Raw genomic sequence first — 16507 nt, 5'->3', positions numbered from 1 at the left:
TATAAACAAAGGATACCAAGAATCAGAAATAATATGGTCGCTTTGAAAGCGACATTTTAAGAACTCAATAATGGTTGGTCAAAAGCAAACAATACCTCATTGTTCTCAAGTATATTTTATTGGAGCAGGTCTATAAAGTTTTTAAAAACTGGAATATCTTATCGTTCAATCCTGGTAATTCTTCATGGCCAAAATCAGGATATACTTCCAGCTGAACAGGAGCAGTTATTTTGTTAATAGCCGCAAATTGGGTGGACGGTGGGCAAATATTGTCCATCAATCCGACCCCGATCAGAACTTCTGCTTGAATGAGGGGAGCCAAATGCTGAATATCTATGTACCCTAGCTTGGTAAAAATTTCTTCTTCCCGCTTGTGCTGGGGATCAAATTTACGGAAGTAGGTTAGCAGTTCTGCATAGGCATCCTTTGCCAAATCCATTTCCCACACTCGCTTGTAGTCACTCAAGAACGGATAAACAGGCGCCGCTTTCTTAATCCTTGGCTCTAAAGCAGCACAAGCGATGGCCAAAGCCCCACCCTGGGACCAGCCCGTTGCTGCAACCCGGTTAGCATCTACCTCTTCAAAATCCATCACAATGTTAGCAAGCTGAACCGTGTCGAGGAAAACATGTCTGAACAACAAGTTCTCAGGTTCATCATCAAGTCCGCGGATAAAATGCCCATGGTGAGTATTCCCTTTGACTCCGCCTCTATCCTCTGACTCGCCACCTTGTCCCCTTACATCAAGCGCGGCAAAAGAAAACCCCAGTGCCGCGTATGACAGTTTACTCTGCCAATCCCCCGAATGACCAGTATAACCATGGAATTGGAGCACGGCCGGGTGAGGCTCAGCTGAATTTATTGGCCGTATATATTTAGCATGGATTCTTGCGCCTCGAACCCCTGTGAAGTATAAGTCAAAGCATTCCGCATAAGGCACAGTAAATTCGGATGGCACCAGCTTTATCTGCGGATCCGTTTCCCTCATTTCCCTCAGCGCGGCATCCCAATACTCTTTAAAATCCGCCGGCAGCGGATTGCGTCCCTTGTACTCTACTAAATCTGATAATGGCATGTCTAATGTCGGCATATCCTCTTCCCCCAAACAATTTATTCTCTCTTGCTTTGTAATTTTTCACAGCAACCTTTTCTATCTTCTACTCAAAAGGCCCAAACTTATTTAAGCACCCAATAATGGCTGGTCAAAAGCAAATAATACTTCATTGATTTCATGGATGTCATAGTTGGCTTGCTGGATAAAGTATTTGATGATTAAATCGAATTTGCTGCTATGTGACAAGGTATAACCAGCCGCTTCCAGCAGGTCGTGAGTCTCTTCTAAATTCAAACTTAGTGCGATAGCTAAAGCAATGGCCGTCTTCTTCTTTGGAGAATACTCAGCCGCGGTGCGGATTTTGGAAAATAAGCGCCGGTCGATATTGGCCCGTTTATATGTCTCCACATCGGTCATTCCCTTGTCGTCAATCATCCGAAGCAGCTTTTCAGAAAAAGATTCATCCATTTGATCAAATAAGAAGTCTAAAGAACTTTCAGCTTCTTTCTGTTCCGGAATGACGACTTCGTGGACCGGTTCTACTATACTTCGTAAGCGATTAAACTGAAAGGTACTCTCTAGTTCTTCCACATAATGCTCATCAATGTATTGATGAACCGATGCAAAAATCTTCTGGCTGACACCGAACGATTTTTTGTCAAAAACGACAAGATAAACGTGCAGGTCTTCCTTTAATAAAAAGGTGCTGATGGCGGAAACTGCAATTTGTAAGGCCTCTTCCTTTGGATAACCGTAGATACCAGTTGATATCAGGGGAAAAGCGATCGATTCACATTGATGATTTTTTGCCAGTTCCAAAGAGTTCGTGTAGGAGGCCTGTAGTAAATCTGCTTCATGATGGTTTCCTCCTTGCCAGATCGGTCCCGGAGTATGAATAATATATTTAGCATCCAAGTTAAACCCACCGGTAATAACGGCTTCTCCTACCTTGCAGGCGCCAATTTGATCACATGCTTCTTGCAACTTCTTTGGCCCCGCCGCATGAAAGATCGCTCCACACACCCCTCCGCCCATTTTCAACCCGGTATTAGCTGCATTGACAATTGCATCCACCTTCATCTTTGTTATATCTTGGCGAACAATTTCTAATGGCATAATCGTATCCCTCTTCCTATGCTTGCAGATGATTTTCCTCATAACTTCTTTAGAAAAATATATACTTTTATTTTACAAAAATATTGAAAATGATGGCAGTGGCAATTTTGCATAAATAGGCTGTTTTTTTGAATTGTTCCCGTTAATAGATTCATTTGAAATAAACGGTCCATGGGGTCCCATTAAACTTTATTTACTCTGTACACTGAATTTACATGTCATTAACAATCTGATGATATGATTGGTTTACCAACGAATGAGGAGGCAGGTTAAATGAAAGTGCGTGCAATATTTATTGATATGGATGGTACACTGTTAAAAGCCTCAAACACCATTTCCCACCGAAACAGGGTAGCCATTAAAAGACTCATGCATCAGGGAGTTAAGGTTTTTCTGGCAACTGGTCGACATTATGAAGTGACCGCCCCCTACCATAAAGAACTTGGATTACCCACACCTATGATTTGTTTGAATGGGGCCGCTATTCATGATGCAGAAACAGGTAATGCGCTGCAAATGAAAACGGTCCAACTCAACGAAGAACGCTTCCACAAATTGACGGCAGAAAATTCTTGCAACGTCATTATCCATACAGCAAATGGAGTCTATTGCAAAGAAACAAATGAAGAAATCGAATATTGGACAAAAGTGGGAAAAATTTCACCACGGTATATTGGAGATTTAAAACAAGCAAATTATCATGATGTTCTTAAATATAGTGTTCGAACCGGTGCACCCTGCCCGGAATTTTCTGCAATGTTTAAACAGGAAGCGGATATCATCAACTGGAATGACGGGTTTGAGTTGGTCGCCCCGCATGTATCCAAATGGTCTGCTATAAAAAACTTACTGCTCACCTATAGAATCAGTCCAAATGAAGTCGTAACCATTGGAGACGGCCCCAATGATATCGAGATGGTTCGCCATGCCGGTTTGGGTGTGGCAATGGGAAACGCTAGCGAAAAGATAAAAGATGCTGCTGATTTTGTGACAGGACACCACGAGAATGACGGATTAGCGGAGTTTATAGAAAGTTATCTTCTTAATGTCTATAAATCAAATGTTATGTAAACATATAAAAACGACAGGTGTGGCCTCGTTGGGTTCATTCCTGTCATTTTTATATAGTCTCTAAGTTTCTATAGTTACTTATCATTCAATGCCACTGCTTCTTGAATCAGTGAGGCAAATGCTTCAGGCTGGATATCATCGATCTTTTTTATTTTAATATGTCTCATCATTTTGGCTGTCCCTTGCAATAATTTGTTCGTGTCCTTTTCTTGGAGTTCCGTCCCTCTAAAGAAGCCAAGATTCACATAATTTTTTGCTGCTTGGATATAGCAAACCAATCCGTTAGAAGAATAATTGGGCATCGACCATTTCAATTCTTCTATAAGTTTAGGCGATGAATCGAGGATGATTTTTCTTAATGAAACCACTATGTTTCGAATATCCTCTGGAAATTTTACAATCAACTGGTCTACTTTCTCGTTTGTTCTAAGTTTATTTGTCATAACGCTGCTCCTATCAGATTTATAAAAGTCTAGCAAAAGAGATTTAATCATTAAGTGTCTATATAGTTGAAGCTGCAGGTTTCTTAGCATCACCTTTTTATGTCAGGTTTATTTTACCATCGAGAACTAGAAATATCTCATAGATTAAATAATTAGTCGGCAAGATTCATTTTCCGTTAAAGAAATAAACCTTTTGCTATAAGAGAAAAAGGCTAGACAAAGTAGTACTTTGGCCCCAAGAGCCAACCACGTGGTAAAATTCAACGGCTTATTAAAGTTGCTGCTTCGTTTGAAATGATTTCTTTTATCTCTTTGTTTCCAACCACACCCACATGGAACGTATTGGAATTGATCCAATATAGTTGTCTGAAAGAAACCCCATTGTTCAGTTCCATTTCTAAAAAAATACGTTCTCCTTCAAAACTTCGTTTTTTATATAAGGCTTCAGGGTCTTCTAACTTTAATTGGTACCATTCATGAATGAATTGATTTGTAGATAAGGCTGAAAATGTATGGATTCGGCTGCCGTCTTCTGTGCTTTCGATATGAATGTTTTTACCAGGCCTTTTAATGGGTATAGATCCCCGGCAGTTTTTGCGTTTTTATTCTGTTCTGTTACGTATACTTTTTCATCCGCCAAGATTATCAACGATGATGGGTAGCCTTTCAGTTCATATATGGGGGTGCCTTTTTCCAAATAGGCAGCATTACCATTTTTCATTTTGTGATCACTGCATGCATAGTCCGCCATCTTATAGGTTACTTTTCCAATTTCTTTCCCTTTTTCAACGGTAAGAGGAACTTCTTCGTCAGTTTGGTCCGGAATATGATGCTGGTATTTAATATCGTTAACCATGACCAAATCTACCCATTCAATTTCGGCATCTGGGCAACCACCAAAATTATCCCAAGATTTTAAACTGCACGAGCACAACAACAAAATGAAAACTCCAAGGATTGATAAGTTTATTATGAATTTCATGACTCCCCCTCATCCTAATATTACCAAATAACACTCTAAACTTATATAACCGTTATGGAAATCCTTTAATATTTCAATCAATAAGAGAACCGTTGATGATGGAAAAATAAAAGGCATGTGCCCGGTCCAATACCGAGCACATGCCCAATATATTATCCATTGTCATCGAATTTGTCAGATCATGGTAGCATTGGCAATAGTGGTTACTCCTGTTACTGGCGGTTCACTGTTCCCAGAGAATGTGTTATTCATAAGAGTGATGCTGCCATCCGGAGAAATATTTGCAATGGCCCCAGCCTTGTTAAGCCCTGCGGTGTTACCAATAAATGTGCTTCTAATAACGCTTGCATCTTTTGTATTGGCTATAGCCCCACCGCCAAAAGAACCGTTTGGAGCACTGTTATTGGTAAACGTACTTCTTGTAACCATGAGTGTCCCATCATTCGTAATAGCCCCGCCATTGCCATTCAAAGCTTGGTTATTAGAAAAAGTACTATTGGTTATATTGGCTGTATTTGTAGCGAAATTACCTATTGCCCCGCCAAAGTTAGCGATATTACCAGAGAATGTACTATTCGAAACATTCACCAGAGCCGAATCATTATCATTAGAAGTATTATTATTCGCAATCGCTCCACCCACACTATTTGGAGCACTGTTGTCAGCGAATATACAATTGTTAATCATGACGGTACCTGAATGATCATTTGAAATAGCCCCGCCATTACCAGAAACTTGATTGCCGGAAAACGTGCTATTGGCAATGTTAACGTCACCCGTTTGAAAATTTGCTACTGCCCCGCCATTCGATGCATTATTTAAAGGTTTACTCCCAAAGAATCTGCTATTGACTATGACAACTGTCCCAATATTTGCAACAGCTCCTCCTTGATCAGAAGCCGTATTCTCAGTGAACGTGCAATTGGTAATTCGGGCCATGCCATCATTTACGATGGCTCCGCCAGTTCCAGCGGCAGCCCTGTTTTTAGTGAAAGTTGTATTGGTAACAGAAACTATACTAGGAGTAAAATTCCCGATAGCCCCGCCGAAATTACCTGTGTTTTCAGTGAATATGCTATTGGTCACATTAACTGTACCGGAATTCTTATTCGCGATTGCCCCGCCTGAGGTCGATGTAGTGTTGGTTAAGAACGTACACCTAGCCACATTCAATGTGGCCGCATCGTTAAGAATGGCCCCACCACCATTTCCTGTTGTATCATGACCATTTTGAAAGGTTAGGCCGCTGATGGTTACCTGATTGCTGGAACCACTAATTGTAAAAATACGTGTAGTGATCCCACTGATCGTTGGACCAGGTCCGCTGATGGATAGTGTTTTTGAAATTGCGATTGGACTAAATAATGTAATCGTACCAGATACTGCAAAGACAATGGTGTCACCTGTACCTGCCATATCGACAGCCATACGAAGTGAGCCTTGACCGCTATCATGGGTATTTATAACTGTTTGAATTGCCAATTGATCCTCTCCTTTTTTTGTAATTCTGGAACTTGTCCAGAATTATACTATTCTAAGAAAGGATAATGGGGACAGGCATTGACCTAAGATTCCATTAAATAGGCAGCAGGCATCCTCTATTCTACTTGTACATTCTGGAATCATAACTTATCTTTGATATGGAAACTTTAATCAAGGAAGTTTGTCATTGAAGGTGAAACGGAGGAAAATAAATGAGTAATCAACCATTGATTGTGACAACAGAATGGTTAACAGAGAAGTTAAACGATCCAAATTTAAGGATAGTTGATGCCACCACATTTTTAAAAATTCCCGATAAAGAAGGCGAAGAGGTTGGCATGTGGTCCGGGAAGGATGCGTATAATCAAGGTCATATTCCCGGGGCGGTATTTGCGGATTTAATGAATGAATTATCAGACCCCGATGCTCCCCTCCCGATGACGGTTCCGCCACGGGAGCAATTTGTCAAAAAAATGGAGGAATTAGGGGTCGGTGACGAAACGTATGTGGTTATTTATGATCAAGGTGCTTTAGTAGGGAACCCGGTGGTCGCTAACCAGTGGGCTTCACGATTAGCATGGCAGCTTCGATATGAAGGCTTTGATGAAATTTCTGTGTTGGAAGGGGGTTACCATAAATGGAAAGACGAAGGACGCCCCACCACAACGGAGCCAGGCCATTATCCTCAAGCGAAATTTACGGGTAAGCGCCGTCCAGAACTATTGGCGACCAAAGAAGATGTTGAGAAAGCCATAGATAATGAAAACATCGTCCTCATCAATAGTTTGTCGCCGGAAGATTTTAGGGGTGAAACCAACACGTATCCACGTAAAGGCCATATTCCCAGCAGCGTGAATGTTTTCTTTGGAGTTCATGCTGACCCGGAGACAAGGAAATTATACGATATATCCAGATTGCGGGAGACCTTTGAAAAAGCGGGCGCATTGGACGCAAATAAAAAAGTGATTACTTATTGCGGAGGCGGGATTGCTGCTACATGGAATGCACTTCTTCTCAATATGCTCGGGCAAAAAAACGTTGCGGTATATGACGGATCGATGAATGAGTGGGCTAGTGATTCTAATTGCCCGCTGATTACTACCAGCTAAAATTCAAAAAAGATGGGAGATACCAACCTCCCATCTTTTTTATTGCGTTTTTACTCGTTTCGAATTAAGAATTTCTTATTTATTATTAAAAACAACTCACTCTATCCATAGTAATCCGAGCGATTTTATCACTAAAGTAGTTGGGCGGTTTGTTTCTTACAGGCAAAAAAGGTTGACCTTAAAATATTAAAGGGGTACAATAAAACATGTGTTTATCTTACAAACAAAAGTTTAATCACATCATGGGGGGTACATATTTTGAAAAAACGTAAACTTGGTCTTGCACTATCACTTGTACTTGCAGCAGGTACACTTTTGGGTGCTTGTGGAAAAACTAGCGACAATAAGGAAAACAAAGCCGATGCTAACACTTTCTCAGTAGGAATGGTAACTGACGTTGGTGGCGTGGATGACAAATCCTTTAACCAATCTTCTTGGGAAGGTCTCGAAAATTTCGGTAAGGAAAACGGCCTGAAAAATGGGAAAGGCGGATATGATTATCTTGCATCCAAATCAGATGCCGATTATACGACAAACTTAAATACCCTTGTCCGACAAGGATTTGACTTAGTTTATGCAATCGGGTTCTTAATGCCGGGAGCTCTTGAGGAAATTGCCACTCAACAAAAAGATGCGAAATTTGCCATCGTCGATGCGGAAGTAAAACAGCCGAACGTGGCAAGTATTCTTTTTAAAGAGCAAGAAGCAGGGTTCCTAGCAGGAATCGCCGCTGCCAATGCAACAAAATCGAACCAGGTTGGTTTTATTGGCGGAATGGAAAGTTCTGTAGTTGAGCGCTTCGAAGTTGGTTTCTTGGCTGGGGTCAAAGCTGTAAACCCAGAGGTAAATGTGGATGTTCAATACGCCGGTGCATTTGACAAGGCTGAGGTTGGCCAGACAATCGCTTCGAAAATGTATTCATCGGGAGCAGACGTGATTTTCCACGCAGCGGGAGCTACTGGAGCTGGTCTGTTTAAAGAAGCCAATGACCGGAAAGCCAAAAATCCTGACAAAGATTTTTGGGCAATTGGTGTTGACCGCGACCAAGCCGATATGGGTGAAAATGTGGTTCTAACTTCTGCTTTAAAACGGGTTGACGTAGCGGTTAAGGATGTTGCCACACAAACAAAAGACGGTAAATTCCCTGGCGGTAAAGTTGCATTATATGGATTGGCTGAAGATGGAGTTGGCCTGGCGCCAATCAATTCGAAGGTGGCAAACAAGGCTGATATTGAAGCAGCTGTCCAAGAATGGGTTGAAAAAATTAAATCAGGAGATGTAGTTGTTCCTGAAACAAAAGATGAACTAAAAACTTTTAGCCCACAAAACTAACAAGATATTCATTATTCACTTTCTTACTCTATGCAATATCAACATAAAGAAAGCAGATTATTCCTGCTTATAATATGTCCGAATAATAATTGAAATCCACCCTGGTGTTTAACTCAAGGGTGGATATTTTTTACCCATCAACATTCGATTGACACCATTATAACGAATTTAATACTTCCTTTAATTTTTGTACCTCTTCCCTTGTTAAGGTAACACCTTTCCCCATCTTTTCGTGATTATCTGACCAATCCCGAACATCATACTTTGGTTCTCTACCATTCCAACTTATTAAGTTGAGCTCTTTTCGCCACCCCTTTGAAGATTCGGAAAGTACCGCGATGGTTTGGTGAATTTCATATTTAATTTCTGCCATTGTATAGCCTCCTTATATGTACGCTTTCTAATATGCTAAGTTAAACTTTATTGCCAATTTAGCCAGAATGAAAAATTCTCCAATTAGAAAAGGTCAATAATTGTTAAAATGACTTCCACCTTATACCTCATTTTATAAAATTATCTAATTTAAATTTTACCATCAAATGGATTTAGTAGAAATAAAATGTATTACTTGTCTTGAAAAATTCCAACTCAAAAAGCCATCCCTTTACTAATAAGTGAATCGTTACCTTGAAACATATGGATTGTCTGTAACCCAAAAACGCCATGGATAGTCCTTGGCTTCCCCCGAATTGTTTATGCCAATCCTTTTTCCAGACGATATAGCTTCCGGAATGATTCCTTTTGCCACATATAAAGGGGGCTGCGTAAGGGGGTGTCCATAGTCTTCCATTGTAATTCCTAGTGATTTGGTCAATTTTCCGGGTCCGTTAGTCAGATTAATAGGATTTTCAAGGCCCCGTCTCTGTTTCATCAGTTCGATACCGACAACCGGTTCCAATGCACGAATCAAAACCGCTTCCGGTTTCTCCTCTCCTCCACTGACAATATTGAAAAGGCAGTGTGTATGCATGGTGTAAGTATATGCGAGACCTGATTGGTGGAACATAATCTCTGTTCTGGGAGTGCGTCTGTTGTTGTAGCTGTGTGCAGCCCGATCACCCGGTCCTTTGTAGGCTTCCGTTTCTACGATATATCCTGCCGTCATCCCATCCATCGTTTCTTTTATAAGAAGGCAACCAAGCAATGAATTTGCTAGGTCAAGAGTCGGCTGGTCATAAAATGTCTTGGGCAATGAAGCGAAATCATTATCATATTCCACCAATTTCTATTCCTCCCAAAAATTGATACTGGGTTTCATAACAAAGTTACAATTAAGTATAGACGTTTCTCCGATTTATTATAGAAAAAATTCACACTCTATACGATTAATGTTTATTGTTTACATAATATTATTATAACTAACAAATATCATCACTGTTCGCTATAATTCCTTGTTAATAATAAAAAGGCAACTCCCTAGTGGAAGCTGCCTTCTTTGCCGTTAAAGTGACCTTTAGTGTTGCGCCAACAATGTGGAGATTGCTTTTACGATACGGGCTGGCTGTAGGTCTCTACACCTCCACGCTATGAAGACGTATGATTTCATTAAAAATCTTGATTCCATTAAATAATGATTCAACTTCAAATTGCATGTAAGGATGATGCAATCCTGGCTGCAAATCACATCCTAATCCGATCATGGTTGCTTTTAACTGTGGCTTATTCACTTTATAAAAGTGAAAGTCGTCCCCTCCTGAAGTGACCACTGGCGGTTCTAGTTTTTCTTCTCCTAATACATTTCCAATTGCCTTGGCCGCAAACTCCTGTGCCCCTTCGCTTGACTCCGCCGCCACAATTCCGAAATCACCTGTAATCTCAATTTCAGTTTGGTAAATGTCTTTCGCATTTTCGATAATCTGTAGAACATGCTTATGCATTTCATCCATAAGTTCGTTGGTTTGGGCTCTCATATCAATGGCCAATGACGCTTTTCCAGGAATAATATTCGTATTTTTTCCGCCTGCGATAAACCGGGTTACTTTCGCCGAGTGTGGGATGCTCGGATTAAAATACAATGAATGAATCGTGTTAATCAGATAATTGCCAATTTCAATGGCATTATGGGTTAAATGAGGTCTGGCTCCATGCGCATCTTCCCCATTAATCTCAAACTCAATGGATCTTGTGGCACTATGAATCAGCGCAGGCGAGGCAAAACCTGTCCGCATTTCCTGGATTGGACGGAGGTGAATGCCATATAAATAATCCACGTCATCCACGATTCCTTTTCCCACAAATTTTAGCGCCCCTGCCCCGACTTCCTCAGCCGGCTGGAATATAAAACGGACACCGATTTGTTTTTTCAATTCCTCATTTTGATGAATGCTCCACAGGACGCCTAATACCATGGTCATATGGGCATCGTGGCCGCAAGAGTGATTGGCTTGCATTTTACCATGTACTTCTTGATATAAAGCATCCATGTCCGCACGAATGGCAATAATCGGCCGGTCCCCGCTAAAGTTTCCAAAGTCACCGTATACACCGGTGCAATCATCAAAGGTGGTCACTCGATGGCAGCCTGCGTCTTTTAGGAGTTGGGCCACATATTTAGTCGTCTCTTTCTCTTCCCAGCTAAGTTCCGGGTTTTGATGGAGGTATTGAAACGTTTCATTGATTTTTTTAATAAATGCTTGATTTAAAGCTTGTGTTTGAGTATCCACTACAAACATCCCTTTCTTAATTGATGTAGTACTTGTTGATTGGATTCACTAATTCTTTTTATTCGATTCTTTGGGGGCGATAGGGTGACAATTAAAAAGTTGACAGGTCCCTTTTCTAGGATTGATTTTTGCGCTTTTTGAATCGATAACACATAATCTCTCAATTGGCAGATTAGCGCTAAGTTAGAATCCGTTATGATGACCGTATTTCTGTTTTCTTCCGCAATTCTGATTGAATCAAGGCCGTAAAAATAATGGGAAAATTAACAACACAATTTCTCTTTGTTCTGTATACCGACATCTGTTTCAGGCCGATACAGCGAAGGTATTATTTAATAAACTATTAAAATTAAAGGAAAACCAATGGGCATAGGAAAGATTGATAGTAACCACTACTTTAATATCCTTTGCCGATAGGAGGTGTTACGATTTGTACTGCTATACTCCAGTTTATGTTGCCAGGTGCTAAAAGGATATTTGCGCATCAACATACATGATGCTTTCAAAAGAGTTGTCCTAATATCCCCATTTATACGCCGGATGTTGCCGTTGAAAACCCTTTTTGCTTTTTGCTCTGATGAAGTCTGTGGACGTGGATTCCCATTCATCCAGTCTCTCCCCTCATTTCTACGATGTATAAATACTATTCCAATATTATAAATATTAAAAATTGTCTTCATTATAGTAAATGATTTCTGTTAATACAATAAAAATGCACGAAAACATTTACTTTTTAGAAATTCCGTGTGTGAGTGATACTAACAAAACCTATGGTTGAAGACGATGCAAAAAAAGAAACCAGCATGGCAATATGCTGGTTTTTACGTTCTACCATCGTGTTTCCTTACAGTCAATAATAATCGGTACCACTTGATGTTCAACCATCTCTCTAAATAAATTCAATTTAATTCATATGGGTCAGTCTGCTGATTGTTTCTGCCAGCAAAGCGGTTCGTACAGGTAACGAAGGAATCTCCAAGTACTCATCATCTCTATGGCCATTCCCCCCGATTGGCCCCATCCCATCGACCGTGGCTAAGCCCATGGAACTGGTGAACGACCCATCAGAACAGCCGCCCCTAAATTCCTCCTTGATATCCATTCCCATTTCATTGCCTATCTCTTGGACCAAGTGGATTAATTGTACCGATTTTTCGCCTTTCACCATAGGCGGACGGTTAAGCTGGCCTGCGACCTCGATTTTTGTCCCTTGAATATGGGGTTCGGCACATATTTCTTTAATCATGCCTTCAACCGCTTTGATCTGCTCCAGTTTCATGATCCTTACATCTACTTCCGCTTCGGCAATAGGTGCGATGGTATTGGCGGAGGTTCCTCCTCTCAGCAAACCCACATTGACCGTGATCCCTTTTTCATAGTCGGTGATTTTATGCAATTTAATCGTTTTATAAGCTATTTCTTCAATGGCGCTGCGACCCTTTTCATGCTCGGAGCCTGAGTGGGCGGGCACACCTTTTACTTTAATTTTGTACCTCGCTCCCCCTTTGCGCTGCGTGACGATCGAACCATTTTTACCTGCAGGTTCTACAATCAAAGCAAACTCTTTATCTTTGCCCACTTCCTCAATTAATGGTCTAGAGTGCCTCGAACCGATTTCCTCGTCACTATTCAGGACAATTTCAACGTTTTTGTAGCCTTCGTCTTGCCTTTCTACCAATGTTTTCATGGCAAATAAAACAGACACCAAGCTGGCTTTCATATCTACTACGCCAGGGCCATAAGCATAGTTACCTTCTATCCGAAAGGGCCGCTTTTCTGCCGTCCCTTCCGGAAAAACGGTATCCATATGGGCAACAATGATCACCTTAGGACTAACCGCCTCCGGATGCCTGATAACCAGGTTGTTTCCTCGGTTTTCTTGGGGATGCACATGGACATCGAAACCGATCGATTTGTATTCCTTTGACAAGACAGCCCCCACCTTGTCAATCCCTTGCTTATCATAACTGCCGCTATCCGTATTAACCAGCTTTTCCAAGAGCGCCAACATTTCCTCCAGTTTTCCTTTTACTTTTTCAATCAACCACTTCACTCCTCACTTTACATAAAAAATGGATTACGTACTTAAAACTCATGGATGACCAGTGCAGCAAATTTGATCCCTTCGATGAAGTCATCAATAAAAATGTTCTCATTGGGTGCATGATTTTGGGAACCCGCATGCCCCACACCAAATCCGACTGCCGGAATTCCGAACTTTTGACAAAGGGTATACATCGGACCGGTTCCAGCCTGAGACCGCATCACCTGTGGCTTTTTATCAAAAAATTTCTCGGCACTGCTGACCACTTTTTGAACAAGGGGGTCTTCCAAATTTGTCAGAGCAGCACGTTGACCCTTCAATGGAACCACCTCAATATCGGCAAACCCGTGTTTGTCCAGATGTTTCCTCAGCAGCCTCAATATTTCATCAGGATCTTGTTCCGATACTAACCGGAAATCAATTTTTGCTTTGGCAACAGAAGGCAATACAGTTTTTGAACCCTGGCCCGTATAACCTGATTCTATTCCGCAAATGGTACATGTAGGCTGAAAAATGAGCTTTTCTTTGAGATCGAATCCTGATAAATTGTTTAAATACTGTTTCAGTCCGAGCTGTTCCAACTCTTCTGCTTCTTTATAATCAATGGACTCTGTTAAATCCTTTTCTGCTGTTGACAACTCTTGAATTCGATCGTAAAAGCCCTCGATTAAAATTTCTTCCTGTTCATTTTTTAGCGTGCTTAAGGCCCAAACCAGCCTCCAAGCAGGGTTCGTGATAATGGCCGCTTTGGCGGAGTGTAAGTCGACATTTGCGCCTTTTGCGTGGAGCTCCACATAAAGCATGCCCTTGCATCCAAGCGTGATTTGCAGCCTGCCATCGGTACTTTTGAAGCCATTTTCCCAAATACACCCGTCCGTTGCTAATTTTTCGGGGTATTTTTCGGTGAATTCACTAAGATGGGGACTGCCAATTTCTTCTTCTCCTTCAATAATAAACTTTAGATTAATTGGCAACTCATTATATACCTGCTGATAGGCATGAATCGCACAAATCCTTGCAAGCAGTGTCCCTTTGTTATCCGCTGTCCCCCTGGCGAACAATTTCCCATCCCGGATTTCCGGTGAAAAGGGTGGACTTTCCCATAATTCAATTGGATCCTCTGGCTGCACGTCATAATGATTATAAAAGGTAAGCGTTTTTCCTTTTCCTGAATTAAATTCTCCATAAACAATCGGATTTCCGGATGTTGGAATGGTTTCAACCTCAAAAGAAAGTAATTGTAAATGCTCTTCTACCAATTGTACCGTTTCCTTGATACCCCGATTTTGTGCCGCCACACTCGGCTGTCTGCAAATATCCATTAACCAACCCAAATACATTTCTTTGTGGTCTTCGATATATTCATAGATTTTTTCTATCAAAGAGAAGCCCCCCGTTTCTTTTTATGGTCAATCAGCTAAATGCTTCATAAAAAATTCAATGGTATTTTGATGCATTACAATGTGATTCGCCCGTTTCTCTGTCTGATGGCCTTCATTGTTGAAAATAGTAAAATTCACTTCCTGACCGTGTTCTTTCATTTTCTTCACAAGCTGCTCCGATTCGCTGATTGGGACACGAGAATCATTCAGTCCGTGGAATACGAGCAACGGGACCTTTATTTTATGGGAATGATGCAAAGGAGCAATTTCGTCAAAGAAGTCACTGTCCTGTTCGAGGAACCCATACTCACACTCTCTTAACCTGCGTCTCCATGGCCCTGTATGGGTTAATAAGGTTCTCAAATTGGATATCCCGACAATGTCCACCCCGGCTGCCCATACATCAGGATAGTGAGTAATCGCGGCCAGTACCATAAAGCCCCCATAACTGCGCCCCATAATGCCTATTTTGTTTGGATTGACTTGGTGTGTTTCGATTAAGTCCTTTACCAGCCAGACGAGGTCTTTGACCGAATCCATTCTTTTGCGGGCATCATCCAGTCCTAAATACGTCCGGCCGTATCCGCTGCTACCGCGGACATTGGGCGCCGCGACCGCAAAGCCTTGACTGGCTAAATACTGAATGACAGGATTAAACTCTGCTTTCGTCTGCCCCTCGGGTCCGCCATGTACATATATCACTGCAGGCTTATTGGGTTCCTGTCCCTTATTGTAAAAAAAGTAGGGCACCTCCAATTGATCAAAAGAGGTAAATGTGCATATTTCAGGATTTAGGCAATTGCGGGTAACCGGTTCTGCATCACTGACAAACGTTAATCTAGTCACTTCTTCTGAAGTCAGCGAATATTGCCAGATATCACCTGGGATGGCAGGAGTTTTTAACGCAAAATTAAATTCGTCATTATTTCTCCATGAGATCGAATCCACGACGCCAGAGGGAATTCCTACAACTTCTTTCTTCCTGTTTGTCTGTGGATGGTACAGCCACAATCGGGAAACTCCTTTTTCGTTCACGGTCAATGCCAGCCATTCTTCATTAGGCGACTTCTTGACTTCTTCAATGTCCCACTCTGGCCAATGAAGAAGTTTATCGAACTGATCAGGCCGATCAAAAGAAAAGCTGCATAAATAGAAGGTTTCTTCTCCTATATCCGTAAGTAAATAACCGCCTTCCTTGTTTTTTCGTGTTAGAACATTTTTATAGCCTGCGGAAATTTGTGAGTTTCCTATTCGGGTTGTTTCGCTGGTTTCAAGGTTTATTCGATAGATGGCATTATCCAGGTTTGATTCCACCACACTAATCAATAAATTTGCCTGATCGATCCAGCTCAACACATTACAATTTCCATCATATTGAAAAGCGGCTTTCATTTCCTTTGACTCTACATCTACAATAAATACGTCGAAGAAACCAGGATGGCGACGGTTGCTGGTGAAGGAAAAATATTGGCCATCGGGTGACCACCCGCCCCCATAATGAAAGTGCTCAGGTGAAACGACCAAAGGCTCCAGGATGGATAAATCTTGTTGATATAAATAGAATTGCTGCCTCTCGTCCCCATCGCAATCCATTCCAATGATGGTCTTTTTCCCGTTTGGAGAGTGAAATATACTCAGCGTGCGGTCCTCCATGCTGGTAAACAGCACCGGATTTTGCCCGTCATCCAAGGTCCAAATTTGTGGAAGGCCTGTCTTATTGGAAATAAAAGTGAAGGAACCTGTGCCGGGAATGGTTTGTGATTTATAGGCTGAAGGAACCCGTAAAAAATCTTGTAGAAGCTGTTGATTCATCATCATTTCCCCCTTAG

14 protein-coding genes are annotated in these 16507 nt (G+C 41.4%); 3 read left to right on the top strand and 11 right to left on the bottom strand.

Annotated elements, in window-relative coordinates; translation table 11 throughout:
• Positions 1–130: 130 nt before the first annotated feature.
• Positions 131–1090, bottom strand: a complete 960-nt coding sequence (locus ACY8D0_RS25145) for an acetylxylan esterase (protein ID WP_462413208.1) — start codon at positions 1088–1090, stop codon at positions 131–133.
• 90 nt (positions 1091–1180) lie between these two features.
• On the bottom strand, positions 1181–2170 hold the full coding sequence (locus tag ACY8D0_RS25140) for a macro domain-containing protein (RefSeq protein WP_462413207.1): 990 nt from the start codon (positions 2168–2170) through the stop codon (positions 1181–1183).
• A gap of 273 nt (positions 2171–2443) precedes the next feature.
• Here ACY8D0_RS25140 and ACY8D0_RS25135 point away from each other — a divergent pair, with 273 nt between their 5' ends.
• A complete protein-coding gene (locus tag ACY8D0_RS25135) occupies positions 2444–3241 on the top strand; it encodes an HAD family hydrolase (RefSeq protein ID WP_462413206.1) in 798 nt (265 codons plus the stop codon).
• A 74-nt stretch (positions 3242–3315) separates the two neighbouring features.
• On the opposite strand, the gene ACY8D0_RS25130 is transcribed toward ACY8D0_RS25135, so the two are convergent.
• The 3 genes from ACY8D0_RS25130 to ACY8D0_RS25120 form a co-directional block, all read right to left on the bottom strand.
• Positions 3316–3684: a DUF1801 domain-containing protein gene (locus ACY8D0_RS25130; RefSeq protein ID WP_462413205.1), complete on the bottom strand. Its 369-nt coding sequence runs from the start codon at positions 3682–3684 to the stop codon at positions 3316–3318.
• Between the two features lie 460 nt (positions 3685–4144).
• The gene (locus ACY8D0_RS25125) at positions 4145–4666 is read right to left on the bottom strand and encodes a hypothetical protein (protein WP_462413204.1); all 522 of its coding nucleotides are present in this window, start codon (positions 4664–4666) and stop codon (positions 4145–4147) included.
• A 174-nt stretch (positions 4667–4840) separates the two neighbouring features.
• On the bottom strand, positions 4841–6148 hold the full coding sequence (locus ACY8D0_RS25120) for a beta strand repeat-containing protein (protein ID WP_462413203.1): 1308 nt from the start codon (positions 6146–6148) through the stop codon (positions 4841–4843).
• A gap of 212 nt (positions 6149–6360) precedes the next feature.
• On the opposite strand from ACY8D0_RS25120, the gene ACY8D0_RS25115 reads away from it, so the two are divergent.
• Complete coding sequence (locus tag ACY8D0_RS25115) at positions 6361–7257, top strand: sulfurtransferase (protein ID WP_462413202.1); 897 nt, start codon at positions 6361–6363, stop codon at positions 7255–7257.
• A 258-nt stretch (positions 7258–7515) separates the two neighbouring features.
• Positions 7516–8589 (top strand): BMP family lipoprotein, encoded by a 1074-nt coding sequence (locus ACY8D0_RS25110; protein WP_462413201.1) that lies wholly within the window; start codon positions 7516–7518, stop codon positions 8587–8589.
• 157 nt (positions 8590–8746) lie between these two features.
• Here ACY8D0_RS25110 and ACY8D0_RS25105 read toward each other — a convergent pair whose 3' ends face one another.
• The 6 genes from ACY8D0_RS25105 to ACY8D0_RS25080 all read right to left on the bottom strand — a co-directional run bounded on the left by ACY8D0_RS25105 (position 8747) and on the right by ACY8D0_RS25080 (position 16496).
• On the bottom strand, positions 8747–8962 hold the full coding sequence (locus ACY8D0_RS25105; RefSeq protein ID WP_462413200.1) for a YdbC family protein: 216 nt from the start codon (positions 8960–8962) through the stop codon (positions 8747–8749).
• Between the two features lie 249 nt (positions 8963–9211).
• Complete coding sequence (locus tag ACY8D0_RS25100; protein ID WP_462413612.1) at positions 9212–9808, bottom strand: DNA-3-methyladenine glycosylase; 597 nt, start codon at positions 9806–9808, stop codon at positions 9212–9214.
• 292 nt (positions 9809–10100) lie between these two features.
• On the bottom strand, positions 10101–11252 hold the full coding sequence (locus ACY8D0_RS25095) for a M20 peptidase aminoacylase family protein (protein WP_462413199.1): 1152 nt from the start codon (positions 11250–11252) through the stop codon (positions 10101–10103).
• 904 nt (positions 11253–12156) lie between these two features.
• Positions 12157–13305, bottom strand: a complete 1149-nt coding sequence (locus ACY8D0_RS25090; RefSeq protein WP_462413198.1) for a M20 family metallopeptidase — start codon at positions 13303–13305, stop codon at positions 12157–12159.
• Positions 13306–13337: 32 nt separating this feature from the next.
• Positions 13338–14678 (bottom strand): M20/M25/M40 family metallo-hydrolase, encoded by a 1341-nt coding sequence (locus ACY8D0_RS25085; protein ID WP_462413197.1) that lies wholly within the window; start codon positions 14676–14678, stop codon positions 13338–13340.
• Between the two features lie 27 nt (positions 14679–14705).
• Positions 14706–16496 carry a S9 family peptidase gene (locus tag ACY8D0_RS25080; RefSeq protein ID WP_462413196.1) on the bottom strand — a complete coding sequence of 597 codons (1791 nt, stop codon included), beginning with the start codon at positions 16494–16496 and terminating at the stop codon, positions 14706–14708.
• Between the last annotated feature and the right edge of the window lie 11 nt (positions 16497–16507).

Source organism: Neobacillus camarae (genome assembly GCF_054950115.1).
Note: the sequence above shows the minus strand (reverse complement) of the source record. Positions and strands in the feature narration are given on the sequence as shown.

Bases quoted from the DNA above. Each gene is read 5' to 3' on its own strand.
- ACY8D0_RS25145 (WP_462413208.1), bottom strand. From the start codon at position 1,090: ATGCCGACATTAGACATGCCATTATCAGATTTAGTAGAGTACAAGGGA.
- ACY8D0_RS25140 (WP_462413207.1), bottom strand. From the start codon at position 2,170: ATGCCATTAGAAATTGTTCGCCAAGATATAACAAAGATGAAGGTGGAT.
- ACY8D0_RS25135 (WP_462413206.1), top strand. From the start codon at position 2,444: ATGAAAGTGCGTGCAATATTTATTGATATGGATGGTACACTGTTAAAA.
- ACY8D0_RS25130 (WP_462413205.1), bottom strand. From the start codon at position 3,684: ATGACAAATAAACTTAGAACAAACGAGAAAGTAGACCAGTTGATTGTA.
- ACY8D0_RS25125 (WP_462413204.1), bottom strand. From the start codon at position 4,666: ATGAAATTCATAATAAACTTATCAATCCTTGGAGTTTTCATTTTGTTG.
- ACY8D0_RS25115 (WP_462413202.1), top strand. From the start codon at position 6,361: ATGAGTAATCAACCATTGATTGTGACAACAGAATGGTTAACAGAGAAG.
- ACY8D0_RS25105 (WP_462413200.1), bottom strand. From the start codon at position 8,962: ATGGCAGAAATTAAATATGAAATTCACCAAACCATCGCGGTACTTTCC.
- ACY8D0_RS25080 (WP_462413196.1), bottom strand. From the start codon at position 16,496: ATGATGATGAATCAACAGCTTCTACAAGATTTTTTACGGGTTCCTTCA.